The sequence below is a fragment of the Rhizobium acaciae genome, from assembly GCF_025941625.1.
Classification (GTDB): domain Bacteria; phylum Pseudomonadota; class Alphaproteobacteria; order Rhizobiales; family Rhizobiaceae; genus Rhizobium; species Rhizobium acaciae.
Genome location: NZ_JAPCZO010000005.1, coordinates 260,678 through 276,661 on the forward strand (window position 1 = coordinate 260,678; position 15,984 = coordinate 276,661).

17 protein-coding genes are annotated in these 15,984 nt (G+C 61.9%); 12 read left to right on the forward strand and 5 right to left on the reverse strand.

Annotated elements, in window-relative coordinates:
- Positions 1 to 43: 43 nt before the first annotated feature.
- The 3 genes from OLZ32_RS10465 to OLZ32_RS10475 form a co-directional block, all read right to left on the reverse strand.
- Positions 44 to 535: a GNAT family N-acetyltransferase gene (locus tag OLZ32_RS10465; RefSeq protein ID WP_264420951.1), complete on the reverse strand. Its 492-nt coding sequence runs from the start codon at positions 533 to 535 to the stop codon at positions 44 to 46.
- A gap of 16 nt (positions 536 to 551) precedes the next feature.
- The gene (gene tldD, locus OLZ32_RS10470) at positions 552 to 1,967 is read right to left on the reverse strand and encodes a metalloprotease TldD (protein WP_003545985.1); all 1,416 of its coding nucleotides are present in this window, start codon (positions 1,965 to 1,967) and stop codon (positions 552 to 554) included.
- Positions 1,968 to 2,330: 363 nt separating this feature from the next.
- On the reverse strand, positions 2,331 to 2,996 hold the full coding sequence (locus OLZ32_RS10475; RefSeq protein ID WP_017990521.1) for an invasion associated locus B family protein: 666 nt from the start codon (positions 2,994 to 2,996) through the stop codon (positions 2,331 to 2,333).
- 315 nt (positions 2,997 to 3,311) lie between these two features.
- Here OLZ32_RS10475 and coxB point away from each other — a divergent pair, with 315 nt between their 5' ends.
- The 6 genes from coxB to OLZ32_RS10505 all read left to right on the forward strand — a co-directional run bounded on the left by coxB (position 3,312) and on the right by OLZ32_RS10505 (position 8,638).
- Entirely contained in the window at positions 3,312 to 4,196 is an 885-nt protein-coding gene (coxB, locus tag OLZ32_RS10480; RefSeq protein ID WP_264420953.1) for a cytochrome c oxidase subunit II, read from the forward strand.
- A gap of 17 nt (positions 4,197 to 4,213) precedes the next feature.
- Positions 4,214 to 5,935: a cytochrome c oxidase subunit I gene (gene ctaD, locus OLZ32_RS10485; protein ID WP_017990523.1), complete on the forward strand. Its 1,722-nt coding sequence runs from the start codon at positions 4,214 to 4,216 to the stop codon at positions 5,933 to 5,935.
- Between the two features lie 67 nt (positions 5,936 to 6,002).
- Positions 6,003 to 6,953, forward strand: coding sequence for a heme o synthase (locus OLZ32_RS10490; RefSeq protein ID WP_003545989.1), 951 nt, complete (start codon positions 6,003 to 6,005; stop codon positions 6,951 to 6,953).
- On the forward strand, positions 6,953 to 7,093 hold the full coding sequence (locus OLZ32_RS10495; protein WP_264420957.1) for a hypothetical protein: 141 nt from the start codon (positions 6,953 to 6,955) through the stop codon (positions 7,091 to 7,093). Before OLZ32_RS10490 ends, OLZ32_RS10495 begins: the two co-directional genes overlap by 1 nt.
- Positions 7,090 to 7,698, forward strand: a complete 609-nt coding sequence (locus tag OLZ32_RS10500; RefSeq protein ID WP_164026216.1) for a cytochrome c oxidase assembly protein — start codon at positions 7,090 to 7,092, stop codon at positions 7,696 to 7,698. The genes OLZ32_RS10495 and OLZ32_RS10500 overlap by 4 nt, the downstream gene beginning before the upstream one ends.
- Before the next feature lie 61 nt (positions 7,699 to 7,759).
- Positions 7,760 to 8,638, forward strand: coding sequence for a cytochrome c oxidase subunit 3 (locus OLZ32_RS10505; RefSeq protein ID WP_003545992.1), 879 nt, complete (start codon positions 7,760 to 7,762; stop codon positions 8,636 to 8,638).
- A gap of 339 nt (positions 8,639 to 8,977) precedes the next feature.
- Here the strand turns inward: OLZ32_RS10505 and OLZ32_RS10510 are convergent, their stop codons facing one another.
- Entirely contained in the window at positions 8,978 to 9,619 is a 642-nt protein-coding gene (locus tag OLZ32_RS10510; protein WP_264420961.1) for a chloramphenicol phosphotransferase CPT family protein, read from the reverse strand.
- A 138-nt stretch (positions 9,620 to 9,757) separates the two neighbouring features.
- On the opposite strand from OLZ32_RS10510, the gene OLZ32_RS10515 reads away from it, so the two are divergent.
- From OLZ32_RS10515 to rnhA, 5 genes are all read left to right on the forward strand, one after another.
- The gene (locus OLZ32_RS10515; protein ID WP_003545995.1) at positions 9,758 to 10,138 is read left to right on the forward strand and encodes a DUF983 domain-containing protein; all 381 of its coding nucleotides are present in this window, start codon (positions 9,758 to 9,760) and stop codon (positions 10,136 to 10,138) included.
- Complete coding sequence (locus tag OLZ32_RS10520) at positions 10,131 to 10,877, forward strand: SURF1 family protein (protein ID WP_264420964.1); 747 nt, start codon at positions 10,131 to 10,133, stop codon at positions 10,875 to 10,877. The genes OLZ32_RS10515 and OLZ32_RS10520 overlap by 8 nt, the downstream gene beginning before the upstream one ends.
- Before the next feature lie 63 nt (positions 10,878 to 10,940).
- A complete protein-coding gene (gene ispH, locus OLZ32_RS10525; RefSeq protein WP_003545997.1) occupies positions 10,941 to 11,942 on the forward strand; it encodes a 4-hydroxy-3-methylbut-2-enyl diphosphate reductase in 1,002 nt (333 codons plus the stop codon).
- Positions 11,943 to 12,012: 70 nt separating this feature from the next.
- Positions 12,013 to 12,978 carry a homoserine kinase gene (locus OLZ32_RS10530; protein ID WP_264420968.1) on the forward strand — a complete coding sequence of 322 codons (966 nt, stop codon included), beginning with the start codon at positions 12,013 to 12,015 and terminating at the stop codon, positions 12,976 to 12,978.
- Positions 12,975 to 13,430 carry a ribonuclease HI gene (gene rnhA, locus OLZ32_RS10535; protein WP_003545999.1) on the forward strand — a complete coding sequence of 152 codons (456 nt, stop codon included), beginning with the start codon at positions 12,975 to 12,977 and terminating at the stop codon, positions 13,428 to 13,430. The genes OLZ32_RS10530 and rnhA overlap by 4 nt, the downstream gene beginning before the upstream one ends.
- A gap of 47 nt (positions 13,431 to 13,477) precedes the next feature.
- Here rnhA and OLZ32_RS10540 read toward each other — a convergent pair whose 3' ends face one another.
- On the reverse strand, positions 13,478 to 14,371 hold the full coding sequence (locus OLZ32_RS10540) for a LysR family transcriptional regulator (RefSeq protein ID WP_264420970.1): 894 nt from the start codon (positions 14,369 to 14,371) through the stop codon (positions 13,478 to 13,480).
- A gap of 255 nt (positions 14,372 to 14,626) precedes the next feature.
- On the opposite strand from OLZ32_RS10540, the gene OLZ32_RS10545 reads away from it, so the two are divergent.
- The gene (locus tag OLZ32_RS10545) at positions 14,627 to 15,823 is read left to right on the forward strand and encodes a (R)-mandelonitrile lyase (protein ID WP_264420972.1); all 1,197 of its coding nucleotides are present in this window, start codon (positions 14,627 to 14,629) and stop codon (positions 15,821 to 15,823) included.
- Positions 15,824 to 15,984: the final 161 nt, after the last annotated feature.

A 15,984-nucleotide genomic window follows, 5' to 3' on the forward strand; every position in this document is an offset into this window, starting at 1 on the left:
CGCCCCACGTTTACGTGCGGCCGTCAGGCTTCGGAAACTTAAGTCACCCGACCTTATAGCGGTAGAATTTGCTGTCCACCGCCATCAGCGGGAAGGCGCGGGGCAGAGCGCTCTTGGCGATCTCGGTAAAGCCGTTCTTCTCGTAGAAGCGATGCGCGGCGACGAACTTGTCGGTCGTGCCGAGGAAGATATCGGTGAGGCCGGCATCCCTGGCATGGGCAAACAGCCGATCGAGAAGCCGCGCCGCCACGCCATGCTCGTGGCCGCGAACCTCAGCTGAGACGAACATCTTGCGCAACGCCGCCTGGTTGTTGCCGATATCCTTGAGCCCGACCGTGCCGACGATGGCGCCATCCTTGACGGCAACCCAGAACTGCCCCTTGCCGGACTGGTAGAAATCCGGGATGACCCTGAGATCCGGCTGCGCATCCGCGGTGATATCGATGCCGAATTCCTCGCGCTGGATCGGCAGGATCACCGAAAGCACGGCATCGGCGTCATCGGCGGTGAAGGTTCTGATTTCGACGTCCGCCATGACAGGTCCTTTCGCCTCAGGTCTGCGTGCCGCCGACCGTCACCTGATCCATGCGCAGATGCGGCTGGCCGACGCCGACGGGAACCCATTGGCCGGCCTTGCCGCAATTGCCGATGCCGGTATCGAGCTTCATGTCGTTGCCGATCATCGACACCCGCTTCATCGCATCCGGGCCGTTGCCGATCAGCATCGCGCCCTTGATCGGCGCGCCGACCTTGCCGTTCTCGATCAGATAGGCCTCGGTGCAGCCGAAGACGAACTTGCCGGAGGTGATGTCCACCTGGCCGCCGCCGAAGGAGACGGCATAGATGCCCTTCTTCACCGAGGCGATGATCTCCTCGGGCGTCTTGTCGCCGCCGAGCATGTAGGTGTTGGTCATGCGCGGCATCGGCACATGGGAATAGCCCTGGCGACGGCCGTTGCCGGTCGGCGCCATGCCCATCAGCCGGGCATTCTGCCGATCCTGCATATAGCCGACGAGCTTGCCGTTCTCGATCAGCACGTTGTAGGCGGACGGCGTGCCCTCGTCATCGATGGTGATCGAGCCGCGGCGATTGTCGATCGTGCCGTCATCGACGACGGTGACGCCGGGAGCGGCGACCATCTGGCCGAGAAGACCGGCAAAGGCCGATGTCTTCTTGCGGTTGAAATCGCCTTCCAGCCCGTGACCAACAGCCTCGTGCAGCATCACGCCCGGCCAGCCGGAGCCGAGAACGACGTCCATCGTGCCCGCCGGCGCATCGATCGCCTCGAGATTGACGAGCGCCTGGCGCAGCGCCTCGTCGGCGCCGTATTGCCAGCTGCCCTCGGCGATGAAATCGCCGAAGCCGATGCGGCCGCCGTGGCCATAGGAGCCGCTCTCCTGCCGATCGCCTTCGCCGACCATGACCGAGATGTTGATGCGCGTCATCGGCCTGATGTCGCGCACACGATGTCCGTCGGCCCGCAGGATGTCGACGACCTGCCAGCTTGCGGCGACCGAGGCCGTCACCTGGCGCACCTTGTCATCCTTGCCCCTGAGATAGGCGTCGATGTCCTGCAGGACCTTGACCTTCTCCTCGAAGCTCGGCTGGCCGATCGGGTTCTCGTCGCTGTAGAATTTCTTGTTGGTGCCCTGGGGCGCTGCCGCATAGGAGCCGGAATAACCGCGCGTCACCGCGCCGACCGCATCGGCCGCCCGCTTCAACGCCGCCACCGAGAGATCGCCGGCATGGGCGTAACCGACCGCTTCGCCGGCAACGGCGCGCAGGCCGAAACCCTGTTCGGTGTTGAAGCTGCCGCCCTTGAGCCGGCCATTGTCGAAGGTCAGAGCTTCCGCCTGCGCATGCTCGATGAACAGTTCGCCGTCATCGGCGCCGGACAAGGCCTCGGCGACAAGCCCACGCATCGTGGCTTCGTCGGCATCGAAAAGCGTCAGGAGATCGGTGGTCATGATATGGCTCCAATGGGCATGCGTTCAGGAGTGCACTGACTCCCTAGATAGGGCTCCACATAATAAGGAGTGAAGCCCTGCCGTCGAATTATTCTTTTTTAATGGGATGTGAGCGGCAAACCGCCTTGCGCTGCGTGGCGGCTCAGCTTTTTTACATAATCAGTTTGAGAGCTGATTTTTTCGAAATGCCGAGGAAATATCCGCCCCTCACCCTAACCCTCTCCCCGTAAAAACGGGGCGAGGGGACGTGCCTTACGCGAGGTGAGTGGGGAACGGAGAGGTTGCGGCATACCCCCTTCGCCCCGCGAGAGGGGAGAAGGAGGCGGCAGCCGGATGAGGGGCGGACCCCACGGCAGCCTGCCCTCACGGCAGAGCGTCGAAACCTTCGGCGAAGCCCTTGAGGTCGACGGGGATGCCGATGCCTTCTTCCGGGGTCTGGAAGACGATGAAGGTTGCCTGGGCGCCGCTGCGGAAGGTCTTGAGCAGTTCATCCTCGAGCACGACCTCGGCGTAGCAGCCGTCGGCAAAGCAGCGGACGAAATAGGCGCGGCCGATATCCTTGCCGTCGACATTGAGCCCGAGGCCGTTCGGCAGCAGCACGCCGAGTGGTGCCAGCACGCGCAGAATCTTCGACTTGCGGTCGGCCGTCTTCAGGACGACGACGGAAAGCCCGACCTCCGGCCGATCCTCGGCGATGACATTCTGCATCAGCGCGCATTGTTCGGTCGCAGCCCCCGCCGGCTTGTCGCAGACGACGGACCACGCGCCATGATTGGACTTCACCGTGCCCGGCGCCGGCGGCTGTGTCTGGCCAGGCACCGGTTCGACATTCGGTTTGGCGGCGCTCGGCTGCTGCGGCGCCGGAGCAGGGGTCGGCGCCGGCGCGGAAGCCGGGGGCTTGGCCTGTGACGGGGTGGGTTGCTGCTGTGCGAAAACGGGCGTCGTCGCTGCGGCCGCGATGCTGGCAGTCAGGAGTAGCGACTGCGCGAGGGAACGGAAACCCATGGAAACCTCTGGATATCGAATCATTGCGGCTATTGTTGAAGCTGCCCACCAAAAATGAAAAGCCCCACCCCGTGAAAACCGGGGGACTGCGGCGGAAATTGGACCTTTGCGAAATAATGTGTCGCGCGCGGATTGGCCGGAAAGCCGATTTTTCATATGCTGATGAAAAACTTGGGATGTTTTGCCGTTCGAGCCTGCCTATGCTTTGAGCAAAAATGCCGCATAGACAATTGCTCTGACCTGTTGCGGCAAATGCCAAACTGTGGTTTGAAGCGCTGAAGATGGCAAGGATTCTGCGTTCTATTTTGCAGTCAAGCGCTCGAGGGAGATAATAAGGTGATGAAGAAGGCTTATGCAGCCCTGACCACGCTGGTCTGTCTGCTTTTTGCTTCCGGCACATATGCCGACCAGCCCACGCCGTGGCAGGCGACGCTGCAGCCGGCGGCAACGCCGATCATGCGGGAAATCCGGTGGTTCGAACAGTATACCCTGTGGTTTATCGTTCCGATCACGCTGTTCGTTCTGGTCCTGCTCATCGTCGTCTGCGTCAAGTTCCGCGCCAGCGCGAACCCGGTTCCCTCGAAGACGAGCCACAACACGCTGATCGAGATTGCCTGGACCGTGGGGCCGGTTCTGGTGCTTCTTCTTCTCGCCATTCCGTCGTTCAACCTGCTGACCGCGCAGCTGACGCTGCCGGAAAACCCCGACGTGACGATCAAGGCGACCGCCACCCAGTGGCAGTGGAATTACGAATATGAAGGTTCGGGCGAAAGCCCGCTGGCCTTCGATTCCTACCTCTTGAAGGATCAGGACCGCGCGGCCGCCGGCAAGGAAGACAAGTCGATCTATCCCAGGCTTCTCGCCGTCGATAACGAGCTCGTCCTGCCGGTCAACAAGACTGTCCGCGTTCTCGTGACCGCAGCACCAACCGACGTCATTCACGCTTTCGCCATGCCGTCCTTCGGCGTCAAGATCGATGCCGTGCCGGGCCGCCTGAACGAGACCTGGTTCAAGGCCGAGCGCGAAGGCCTGTTCTACGGCCAGTGTTCCGAGCTCTGCGGCAAGGACCATGCGTTCATGCCGATCGCCATCCGCGTCGTCTCCGAGGACAAGTACAAGCAGTGGCTGACCGCAGCAGCCAGCGACCTGCCCGGCGCCTACAAGACACTCATGGCCGCAACCGATGGTCCCGCAAAGACCGTCGACGTCGCCGAAGCACAGTAATAAAGGGGATCGGGACAATGGCTGGACCTTCCGCTCACGACGATCATTCTCATGATCACGATCGCACGCATGGCGATCACGCCGCCCATCATGACCACGCGCATGACGATCACGATCACGGGCACAAGCCGAGCTTTGCCAATCGCTGGCTGTTCTCGACCAACCACAAGGACATCGGCACGCTCTACCTGATCTTCGCGATCATTGCCGGCATCATCGGCGGCGCGCTGTCGGTTGCCATGCGCATGGAGCTGCAGGAGCCGGGCATCCAGATCTTCCACGGCCTGGCCTCGATGGTCTACGGCTATGAGGGCGATGCCGCGATCGACGGCGCCAAGCAGATGTTCAACATGTTCACGACCGCGCACGCGCTGATCATGATCTTCTTCATGGTCATGCCGGCGATGATCGGCGGTTTCGCCAACTGGATGGTGCCGATCATGATCGGCGCGCCGGATATGGCTTTCCCGCGCCTCAACAACATCTCCTTCTGGCTGATCGTTCCGGCCTTCGCGCTGCTGCTGCTGTCGATGTTCGTCGAAGGCCCGGCAGGCGCCTATGGCACGGGCGGCGGCTGGACGATGTATCCGCCGCTCGCCACAACCGGCACGCCGGGACCGGCAGTCGACCTTGCGATCTTCGCGCTCCACATTGCCGGCGCCTCGTCGATCCTCGGTGCGATCAACTTCATCACCACGATCCTCAACATGCGCGCTCCCGGCATGACGCTGCACAAGATGCCGCTGTTTGCCTGGTCCGTGCTGATCACCGCCTTCCTGCTGCTGCTGTCGCTGCCGGTTCTGGCAGGCGGCATCACCATGCTGCTCACCGACCGCAATTTCGGCACTGCATTCTTCTCTCCGGAAGGCGGCGGCGATCCGATCCTTTACCAGCACCTGTTCTGGTTCTTCGGTCACCCCGAGGTCTACATCCTCATCCTGCCGGGCTTCGGCATGGTCAGCCACATCATCTCGACCTTCTCGAAGAAGCCGATCTTCGGCTATCTGGGCATGGCCTACGCCATGGTCGCGATCGGCGCCGTCGGCTTCGTCGTCTGGGCCCACCACATGTACACCGTCGGCCTGTCGCTCGACGCGCAGCGCTACTTCGTTTTCGCGACGATGGTCATCGCCGTTCCGACGGGTGTGAAGATCTTCTCCTGGATCGCGACGATGTGGGGCGGCTCGATTTCGTTCCGCACGCCGATGCTCTGGGCGATCGGCTTCATCTTCCTGTTCACGGTCGGCGGCGTCACCGGCGTCCAGCTGGCCAATGCCGGTCTCGACCGCTCGCTGCATGACACCTATTACGTCGTGGCCCACTTCCACTACGTTCTGTCGCTCGGCGCCGTCTTCGCGATCTTCGCCGGCTGGTACTACTGGTTCCCGAAGATGACCGGCTACATGTACAACGAGCTGGTCGGCAAGCTGCATTTCTGGATCATGTTCATCGGCGTCAACCTGGTGTTCTTCCCGCAGCACTTCCTCGGCCTCGCCGGCATGCCGCGCCGCTACATCGACTATCCGGATGCCTTTGCCGGCTGGAACTATGTTTCCTCGATCGGCTCCTATATCTCGGCCTTCGGTGTGCTGATCTTCCTCTATGGCGTCTTCGAAGCCTTTGCCAGGAAGCGTGTCGCCGGCGACAATCCGTGGGGTGAGGGTGCAACGACGCTCGAATGGCAGCTGCCTTCGCCGCCGCCCTATCACCAGTGGGAACAGCTTCCGCGCATCAAGTAAATTGCGCGGATATCAGGACGCCGCATTCGATACGGCGTCCTGATGGTAAGACATTCAGGACGGAATGATGACGGTTATCGACAATCACGAGGTGCTTGCAAAGGACGGCGAATTGTCGGAAGCGAGTGCACGCGATTATTTCGAATTGTTGAAGCCACGGGTCATGTCGCTCGTGGTCTTCACTGCGTTTGCCGGTCTCGTGCTGGCGCCGGGCCATATCCATCCCGTCCTCGGCATGATCGCCATCCTCTGCATCGCCGTCGGCGCCGGCGCCTCCGGCGCGCTGAACATGTGGTATGACGCCGATATCGACGCCATCATGAGCCGCACCGCCAACCGTCCGATCCCGGCCGGCCGCATCGCGCCTTCCGAGGCACTCGCCTTCGGCCTGGTGCTGTCGGGCTTTTCGGTGGTGATCCTCGGCCTGGCCGTCAACTGGCTCTCGGCTGGCATCCTCGCCTTCACCATTTTCTTCTATGCCGTCGTCTACACCATGTGGCTGAAGCGCTCGACGCCGCAGAACATCGTCATCGGCGGTGCTGCCGGCGCCTTCCCGCCGATGATCGGCTGGGCCTGCGTGACCAACAGCGTGACGATCGAGAGCACCGTTCTCTTCCTCATCATCTTCCTGTGGACACCGGCGCATTTCTGGGCGCTCGCGCTCTTCAAGATGCGCGACTACGAGGCCGTCGGCGTGCCGATGCTGCCGAACGTTGCCGGCGAACGGGTGACCAAGCATCAGATCGTCGCCTATGCGGTGCTGACCGCCGTCTGCGCGGTATTGCCGTCCTTCCTCGGTTTCGCCAGCCTCGGCTATGGCCTCGTCGCAGCCGTCCTCGGCGCGATCTTCATATACTGTTCCATCGCCGTCTGGCGCATGCCCGACGGCGATCCGAAGATGATCCCGGCGAAGAAGCTCTTCGGCTTCTCGATCTTTTATCTCTTTGCCGTGTTCTCCGCCTTGATGATCGACCGGCTGGCGTCGGTGCTGGTCTCGCATGCGGGAGGTTGGTTCTGATGGAATTGCTCAAGCTCACGGAAGCGCAGCGCAAGTCGCGCCGCAACCGCAACGTCGCCCTCGGGCTGGTGCTTGCCGGCCTCGTCATTCTCTTCTACGTGATGGCAATCGTGAAGATCGGCGGAGGAATGGCTGGATGAGCGAAAACGCCGCCGCACCGAAGAAGCAGACCCGCAACAACGGCGCCGTCGTCATGATGTGCCTGAGCTTCGTCTTCGGCATGGGCGCGATGAGCTATGCCGCCGTGCCGCTCTACCGCATCTTCTGCCAGGTGACCGGCTATAACGGCACGACGCAGCGCGTCGACCAGGTGTCGAGCGTCGTGCTCGACCGCACGATGCGCGTCACCTTCGACGCCAATGTCGCCCCCGGCCTGCAGTGGGACTTCAAGCCGGTCGAGCGCGAGGTCAACCCGAAGATCGGCGAGACCATCCAGGTCAATTTCACCGCCGAGAATCGTTCGAACGAGACCCAGCGCGGCCAGGCGGTTTTCAACGTCACGCCGGGCGAAGCCGGCGTCTATTTCAACAAGGTGCAGTGTTTCTGTTTTACGGAAACGGACCTGAAGCCGGGCGAGAAGCTCGACATGCCGGTGGTGTTTTACATCGATCCTGAAATCGTCAAGGCGGTGGAATCGAAGAATATCCATACGATTACGCTGTCATATACGTTCTACCCGAAAGAGGGTCCGAAGCCGGTGGCTTCGAATGAGGGTGGAGCCGAGAAGATTGAAAAGAAACTTTGATCAAGGCTCGTTTCCGGCTATGCCGGGAACGGAGTGAAGGAAGACATCCGGGGATAGCGACATGGCCGATGCTCATCAGAAGAATCACGACTATCACATCATCGATCCGAGCCCGTGGCCGATTCTAGCCTCGCTCGGCGCCTTCATCATGGCGCTCGGCGGCGTCTCCTACATGCGCTACCTGAACGGCGGTTCGTTCAAGGTCGCCGGCTTCGAGCTTGCCAATCCCTGGGTTTTCTATATCGGCTTCGCGCTGGTGCTCTACGTCATGTACGGCTGGTGGGCCGATACGGTGAAGGAAGCCCATGAGGGCGCCCATACCCGTGTCGTCTCGCTGCACCTGCGCTACGGCATGATCATGTTCATCGCTTCGGAAGTGATGTTCTTCGTCGCCTGGTTCTGGGCCTATTTCGACGCCAGCCTCTATCCGAATGAAGCGATCCAGGCCTCGCGCCTGCTCTATACCGGCGGCACCTGGCCGCCGAAGGGCATCGAGGTCCTCGACCCCTGGCACCTGCCGATCTACAACACCGTCATCCTGCTCCTGTCGGGCACCACGGTCACCTGGGCGCACCATGCGCTGCTGCACAACGACCGCAAGGGCCTGATCCAGGGCCTGACGCTGACCGTGCTGCTCGGTATGTTCTTCTCTGCCGTTCAGGCCTACGAATATGCTCACGCCCCGTTCGCCTTCAAGAGCTCGATCTACGGCGCGACCTTCTTCATGGCGACGGGTTTCCACGGTTTCCACGTCCTCGTCGGCACGATCTTCCTGGCTGTCTGCCTGATCCGTGCCCTGCGCGGCGACTTCACCCCGAAGCAGCATTTCGGCTTCGAGGCCGCCGCCTGGTACTGGCACTTCGTCGACGTCGTCTGGCTGTTCCTGTTCTTCTGCATCTACGTCTGGGGCGGCTGGGGCGCACCCGTCGCAGCCGGCTGATCGGAACGATATTCAAGGAAAAGGCGGGCCTCGTGCCCGCCTTTTTTGTTGGTAAATCTCGTTTTGCTTGGCCTCGTGCCACTGATGTCCGGTTTGCGCCGATGGCTGCCCCTCACCCTAACCCTGCCGGGCTCGAGCCACTCGTCTCGACCCGTCCTTCGGACCCCCGTAAAAACGGGGAGAGGGGACGTGCCCTGCGAGAGGTCGGCGGGGAACGGAGAAGGGCGCGGCATATCCCCTTCGCCCCGCGAGCGGGGAGAAGGTGGCGGCAGCCGGATGAGGGGCTGCCATCGGCAATCTCTTCGGCCGATGAAGGCCCTCGTGCCCGCTTTTATCGCCTCAGCGCGCCCCGGCGATCCGGTCGAAGGCCGAAGGTTCGGGAATCCCGAGATCCAGCTGATGGCGGATCGCCTCGGCGCATTCGAGCGGTGTCAGCACTGACGTATCGACCTCCATATCGTAGATGCCGGGACGATGCACCTCGTCCTGCCAGCGCTTCACCGGTTCTGGAATGGGCACGTCCTCCGTGGCGCTGAGATAAAGCGTCTCGCGCCCCTCTTGGACAATGTCGCGCCGCTGCATGATCGTCTCGATCGGACAGCGCACGCCGACGAACAGCACGGGAAAGTCTTCCAGCCGCCGGGCGCAATCGCCGAGAATGCCGAGCGGCTGCGAATAGCTGTCGTGGTGGCCGAGATCGGCGATGACATTGAGCCCCAGGCTGGCATGGATGGCGATCGATTCGTAGAGCGCTGCATAAAAGAACGGCACCAGTTCCTCCAGGTCCGGCCGTTCGCCGCCCGGCCGCAGTCCGATGCCCGGAAGGTAGCGCTTCGGTGTCATGGCATTGTAGCTGTCGACGCCGAGGTTGATCCACGGCCCCTCGAAGTGTTCCTGTATTGCGCGCGCGATGCTCGATTTGCCGCTCCGCGGCGCGCCGTTCAGGATAATGATCTGCACGGAATGGCTATCATTGGTCATCAGTCTTCTTCTTCTGTTTGGCGCGAATCGCTGAGGCGAAAACGCGCAGCTATTTCCATTCGAATTGCGAATACTTTATGGGAGAGTTAAGGCAGCATTGAAGAAGCCGCGACCACCAGGATCGCTATAAGGAATGCCATGAACGAGGACAGCGCCCATTTTCCGCCCGTCGATCCGGTGAAGACAGGCATCAAGGGCTGCTGCCCGCGCTGCGGCCAGGGCAAACTCTTCGATGGCCTGCTCGGCGTAAAGCCGCGCTGCGCCGCCTGCGGCCTCGATTATTCCTTTGCCGATTCCGGTGACGGCCCGGCCGTCTTCGTCATCCTCATCGTCGGCTTCATCGTCATCGGCATGGTGCTGTGGCTGCAGGTGAATTACGGGCCGCCGATCTGGGTGCATATCCTGCTCTTCGCTCCGTTGACGATTATCCTGTCGCTGCTGACGCTGCGCTGGTTCAAGGGCATCCTGATCGCCATGCAATACCGCCATAATGCCCGCGAAGGACGCCTGAGTGACTGATATCGACCATGCCGCGCCGCGCCGCCGGCTACCGGTTTTCACCGGCATCCTGGTGCTGGTTGCCCTTGCCATCCTGATTTCGCTCGGCACCTGGCAGGTGGAGCGCCTGCACTGGAAGGAGGGACTGATCGCCGATATCGCCACGCGGCAGGCAGCAAGCCCCGTGCCACTTGCCGACATCGAGGCGATGGCGGCTGCAGGCGGTGACATCGAATACCGCAAGGTGACCGCCACCGGCCGCTACATCAACAACAAGGAGCGGCATTTCTTCGCCACCTGGCGCGGCCAGACCGGCTATTACATCTATACCCCGCTGGAGCTTGCCGACGGGCGCATTCTCTTCGTCAATCGCGGCTTCGTTCCCTTTGACAATAAGGAGCCGGAAATGCGCATGCAGGGCCAGCTGACGGATCAGCAGACCGTCACCGGCCTGGCGCGCGAAAAGCTTCCCGGCAAGCCTTCCTGGGTGGTGCCCGACAACGACGTCGCCAAGAACATCTTCTACTGGAAGGATCTCGACGTCATGGCCGAGAGCGTCGGGCTGGAGAAAGCGAGCGTCATTCCCTTTTTCGTCGATGCCGATTCCACCCCTAATCCGGCCGGCCTGCCGATCGGCGGCGTCACCCAGATGGACCTGCCGAACAACCATCTGCAATATGCCTTTACCTGGTACGGGCTTGCCGCCGTGCTTGTCGTCGTGGTGGCGATCTCCTGGTTCCGCAAGGCACCTCAGCAATAGTATCGCTTCAATTCTCGACCATATTGGGCTAGAGGTCCCTAAATCTCTCAACCCGGAACAGACATGAATATTGCGGCGAAACCTCCTTTGACGATCCGGCTCTGCGGCCCGCGCGGCTTCTGTGCCGGCGTCGACCGTGCCATCCAGATCGTCGTGCTGGCGCTGAAATCCTATGGCGCGCCGGTCTATGTGCGCCACGAGATCGTCCACAATCGCTATGTCGTCGAGGGGCTGGAAGCCAAGGGCGCTGTCTTCGTCGAGGAACTGGACGAAATCCCGGCCGAACATCGCGCCCAACCGGTGGTTTTTTCCGCCCACGGCGTGCCGAAATCCGTGCCGGAGGATGCGGCAAGCCGCAACCTCTTCTATCTCGACGCCACCTGCCCGCTGGTCTCCAAGGTCCACAAGCAGGCGATGCGCCACAATCGCCTCGGCCGCCATGTCGTCCTCATCGGCCATGCCGGCCATCCCGAGGTGATCGGCACGATGGGTCAACTGCCGGAGGGGTCGGTCTCGCTGATCGAGACGATCGAGGATGCCGACGCTTATGTCCCTGTTGATCCCGACAATCTCGGCTATGTCACCCAGACGACGCTGTCGGTCGACGATACGGCCGGCGTCATCACCCGCCTGCACGAACGCTTCCCGAACCTGACGGCGCCGGCGGCGGACTCGATCTGTTACGCGACGACCAACCGCCAGGAAGTGGTGAAGCAGGCAGCGCCCGGCTGCGATCTCTTCATCATCGTCGGCGCGCCGAATTCGTCCAACTCCAAGCGCCTCGTCGAAGTGGCGCTCAGGGCAGGGGCGAAGAAATCGATCCTCGTGCAGCGCGCCGCCGAGCTCGACTGGGACGAGATCGGCGCGATTTCGACGCTCGGCCTTTCCGCCGGCGCCTCGGCCCCCGAGGTCATCGTCAACGAGATCATCGAGGCTTTCCGCGCCCGCTTCGATGCCCGCGTCGAGCTGGCCGAAACGGTGCAGGAAACCGAAAACTTCCTCGTCAACCGCGAACTGCGCAGCATCGAGCTGACGGCGGCCGACATGGCCTTCGTCAACGGCTAGATCGGCCTTTCGGCCTGGCGTCCACTCCGGCAAATCCAATATCAACAAGGCACGAAGGGCGAGACCTCACTTGGCAGTCTATACCGATATCGCCGAAGACGATCTGAAGTGGTTCCTGACGGAATATGACGCGGGCACGCTGCTCTCCTACAAGGGCATTGCCGAAGGCGTCGAAAACTCCAACTTCCTGCTTCACACCTCCAAGGACCCGCTGATCCTGACGCTCTATGAGAAGCGGGTGGAAAAGAGCGACCTGCCGTTCTTCCTCGGCCTGATGCAGCATCTTTCCGCCCGCGGTCTCTCCTGCCCGCTGCCGCTGCCGCGCCGCGACGGCGCGCTGCTCGGCTCGCTGTCCGGCCGTCCGGCGGCGCTGATCTCCTTCCTCGAAGGCATGTGGCTGAGAAAGCCGGAGGCGAAACACTGCCGCGAGGTCGGCAGGGCGCTGGCCGAGATGCATGTGGCCGGTGACGGTTTCGACTTGAAGCGGGCGAATGCGCTGTCGATCGACGGCTGGCGGGGGCTCTGGGAGAAATCCGAAGCGCGCGCCGGCGAGGTCGAGCCCGGCCTGCGAGACGAGATCCGCAGCGAACTCGATGTCCTCTCCGCCGCCTGGCCGAGTGGCCTGCCGGCCGGCGTCATCCACGCCGACCTCTTCCCCGACAACGTCTTCTTCCTCGGCGACCAGCTCTCCGGCCTGATCGATTTCTATTTCGCCTGCAACGACCTGCTCGCCTATGACGTCTCGATCTGCCTGAACGCCTGGTGCTTCGAGAAGGACGGCGCCTATAACATCACCAAGGGCACGGCGATGCTCGAGGGGTACCAGAGCGTCCGGCCGTTGAGCGACGCCGAAATCTCAGCCTTGCCGGTGCTGTCGCGCGGGTCGGCGCTGCGTTTCTTCCTGACGCGGCTCTATGACTGGCTGACGACGCCTGAGGGCGCCATGGTCACCAAGAAGGATCCGCTCGAATATCTCCGCAAGCTGCGGTTCCACCGCCAGATCAAATCCCCGGCCGAATACGGATTGAGCCTATGAAACACGTCGATATCTTCACCGACGGCGCATGCTCCGGCAATCCCGGCCCCGGTGGATGGGGCGCGGTGCTGCGTTATGGCGATGTCGAAAAGGAGCTTTGCGGCGGCGAGGCGGACACGACCAACAATCGCATGGAGCTGCTGGCGGCGATCTCGGCGCTATCGGCCTTGAAAAGCCCTTGCGAGGTCGATCTCTATACCGACAGCGCCTATGTCAAGGACGGCATCTCCAAGTGGATTTTCGGCTGGAAGAAGAACGGCTGGAAGACCGCCGACAAGAAGCCGGTGAAGAATGCCGAACTCTGGCAGGCGCTGGAGGCGGCCCGTGACCGCCACAAGGTGACGCTGCACTGGGTCAAGGGCCATGCCGGCCACCCGGAAAACGAACGCGCCGACGAGCTCGCCCGCCGGGGCATGGAGCCCTTCAAGAAGGGCAAGGCGGTTTCGTTCTAAGTCCTGCACATTTGCCTTTGCGCGTCTCGGCGACATCGAGCGCGAAATCAACTGCGATAACGCAATGCATTCACCAGAAGCGAGAATGCGGGGGAGGCAAGGCGTCGGCTCGGATAATAAAGGTGATATCCGGGAAATGGCGGTGACCAGTCCTCCAGCACGGGCACCAGTTTTCCTTCACGGATCAGCGGCAGCAGGTAATCGTCTGGCAGGCATGCCAGACCAAAACCACCGAGCGCCGCATCGACGATCATCGGGACGTCGTTGCAGATGAACTGACCTTCAACACGAACATTCAGCGGCTTGCCGTCCTTTTCGAACTCCCAGGCGTACAAGCCGCCGACGGTTGAAAGCCTGAGATTGATGCAGCGGTGCTGCGTCAGGTCATGCGGCGTGGCCGGTTTCGGATGCCGTGCGAAATAATCCGGCGAGGCAACGACCAGCATCCGCATTTCCGGGCCGATCTTGAGTGCGATCATATCTTTTTCGATATGCTCCCCAAGCCGCACCCCGGCGTCAAAGCGCTCGTTCACAAGATCGATCAGCCGGTTGTCGACAGAGATCTCGATGTTGATATCCGGGTAGGACTGCATCAATCCCTTTACGGCAGGCATGAGGATCGTTTCTGCGGCATGCCGGATCGACGTGATGCGTATCGTGCCTCCCGGCGCACGACGCATGGCCCCAAGTGCATCCAGCCGGCTGCGGATATCATTGAACGCAGGTCGCAGCGTTTCGGCCAGCTGCTCTCCGGCCTCGGTTGGAACAACGGTGCGGGTCGTCCGCGTCAGGAGCCGGAGGCCCATGCGATCTTCCAGTCGGCGCACTGTATGGCTGAGGGACGATTGCGAGGTCCCCAGCAGCGCGGCCGCACGTGTGAAGCTTCGTTCTTCGGCGACCGTCAGGAAGGCCGCCAGGTCACCCAGTTCATCGCGCTTCATTCATGAATCCTCAATATAAGTCCATTCGGATCCTAGCATCCAGTCGGAGTAATCAGCCAGGAGTAAATTCTCCTCGAAAGCCGGCGGTCTAGATCCGCCAGGAACAAGGGCCCGCGGACCAACTGTCCAGCGGAGCGGCGTCCTGGAGGCCGCCCCTTTCATGAACGGCGGATATAGCCCCTTTCGGAATCCGATGCCTAATCCGGCGCGTCCTCCGATCCTATGTCGGAGCGGACAGTCAACAAGGAGATCACCATGAAAACCATCGCCGCAAGCCTTGCCATCTCGGCATTCGCAGCCGCAGGCGCCGAAGCGCAACAGAATCCTCGCGTGGCTCCGTCGGCCGTCTATGAGGTCGCCCCGGGCCTTGGCCATTTTACGGATGACGTTCTGTTCGGCGAGTTTTGGAAGCGCGGCGATCTGACCCCGCGCGACCGCAGCCTGGTCACCATTTCGGTACTGATCTCAACCGGCAAGGGGCACGTCCTTGCCAACCATGTAAAGCGCGCCCTCGAAAATGGTGTCGAGCCCAGGGAAGTGGGCGAGGTCGTCACGCATCTCGCATTTTATTCCGGCTGGCCCAATGCGATATCGGCCGTGACGGAGATCAAGAAGGTCTTTGACGAGCTGAAGATCGCGCCCGTGGCGGACAGCGATGCCACACGCGTTCAGTTCGATGCCGCAACGGAAGCTGCCCGCAGCGCGTCCGTGGATGCCGAGGTGGCGCCTACCGCGCCGGCGCTTGCCGACCTGACAAACCGGGCATTGTTTGGCGATCTGTGGCAGCGCCCGGATCTGTCGGCTCGCGATCGCAGCCTCGTTACGGTGGCCGCTCTCGTGGCGATGGGGCAGTCTGATCAACTGACCTTCCATCTCGACCGCGCCATGGATAACGGTCTCAGCCGCGAAGAGGCAGCTGAAGCTATTACCCATGCCGGGTTTTATGCCGGTTGGCCTCGCGCCATGTCGGCAGTGCCGGTTCTCAAAACCGTCTTCGCCAGCCGTGAAGCCTCCGCCGCGCGCAATCCGGCGGAAGCAGATATCAAGGTGGTCAAACGCGGCAGCCAACCGGTAAGCGGTCCGGCGGAGCGTTTCACCGGCGAGGTCCAGGTATCGGCCGCTTACAAGGGTGATGGCGCTGCCCGCATCGGCGGTGCCACGGTTGCCTTCGAACCCGGCGCCCATACGGCGTGGCATTCGCACCCGCTCGGTCAGACGCTGTTTGTCGTTTCCGGCCGAGGCTGGGTCCAGAAGGAAGGCGGCACGGTCCAGGTCATGGAACCGGATGATATCGTCTGGATCCCCCCGATGGTAAAACACTGGCACGGTGCGTCGGCTGATCAAGCGATGGTGCATTTTGCGGTATCGGAAGCACTCGACGGCAGCAGCGTGACCTGGATGGAGAAAGTCGCTGCCGAGGACTATAGCCAGGGTCGCCAGGCCGATAATTGACCGACAAGCCCGTCGGGACATGGAGCCTTTCAAGAAGGATGCGGTTTCGTTTTAAGGTGCGTTTGTTCCTCGGGCTCTTGGCGGGTGAGAGGGAATATGGCGCTGCCACGAGTCTCTTCTCCCCACTGGGGAGAAGAGGGAGCAAACAGCGCGCCCGAAAC

Coding starts and splice junctions, on each gene's coding strand:
- OLZ32_RS10465 (WP_264420951.1), bottom strand. CDS start 535: ATGGCGGACGTCGAAATCAGAACCTTCACCGCCGATGACGCCGATGCC.
- tldD (WP_003545985.1), bottom strand. CDS start 1,967: ATGACCACCGATCTCCTGACGCTTTTCGATGCCGACGAAGCCACGATG.
- OLZ32_RS10475 (WP_017990521.1), bottom strand. CDS start 2,996: ATGATTCGATATCCAGAGGTTTCCATGGGTTTCCGTTCCCTCGCGCAG.
- coxB (WP_264420953.1), top strand. CDS start 3,312: ATGAAGAAGGCTTATGCAGCCCTGACCACGCTGGTCTGTCTGCTTTTT.
- ctaD (WP_017990523.1), top strand. CDS start 4,214: ATGGCTGGACCTTCCGCTCACGACGATCATTCTCATGATCACGATCGC.
- OLZ32_RS10490 (WP_003545989.1), top strand. CDS start 6,003: ATGACGGTTATCGACAATCACGAGGTGCTTGCAAAGGACGGCGAATTG.
- OLZ32_RS10495 (WP_264420957.1), top strand. CDS start 6,953: ATGGAATTGCTCAAGCTCACGGAAGCGCAGCGCAAGTCGCGCCGCAAC.
- OLZ32_RS10500 (WP_164026216.1), top strand. CDS start 7,090: ATGAGCGAAAACGCCGCCGCACCGAAGAAGCAGACCCGCAACAACGGC.
- OLZ32_RS10505 (WP_003545992.1), top strand. CDS start 7,760: ATGGCCGATGCTCATCAGAAGAATCACGACTATCACATCATCGATCCG.
- OLZ32_RS10510 (WP_264420961.1), bottom strand. CDS start 9,619: ATGACCAATGATAGCCATTCCGTGCAGATCATTATCCTGAACGGCGCG.
- OLZ32_RS10515 (WP_003545995.1), top strand. CDS start 9,758: ATGAACGAGGACAGCGCCCATTTTCCGCCCGTCGATCCGGTGAAGACA.
- ispH (WP_003545997.1), top strand. CDS start 10,941: ATGAATATTGCGGCGAAACCTCCTTTGACGATCCGGCTCTGCGGCCCG.
- rnhA (WP_003545999.1), top strand. CDS start 12,975: ATGAAACACGTCGATATCTTCACCGACGGCGCATGCTCCGGCAATCCC.
- OLZ32_RS10540 (WP_264420970.1), bottom strand. CDS start 14,371: ATGAAGCGCGATGAACTGGGTGACCTGGCGGCCTTCCTGACGGTCGCC.
- OLZ32_RS10545 (WP_264420972.1), top strand. CDS start 14,627: ATGAAAACCATCGCCGCAAGCCTTGCCATCTCGGCATTCGCAGCCGCA.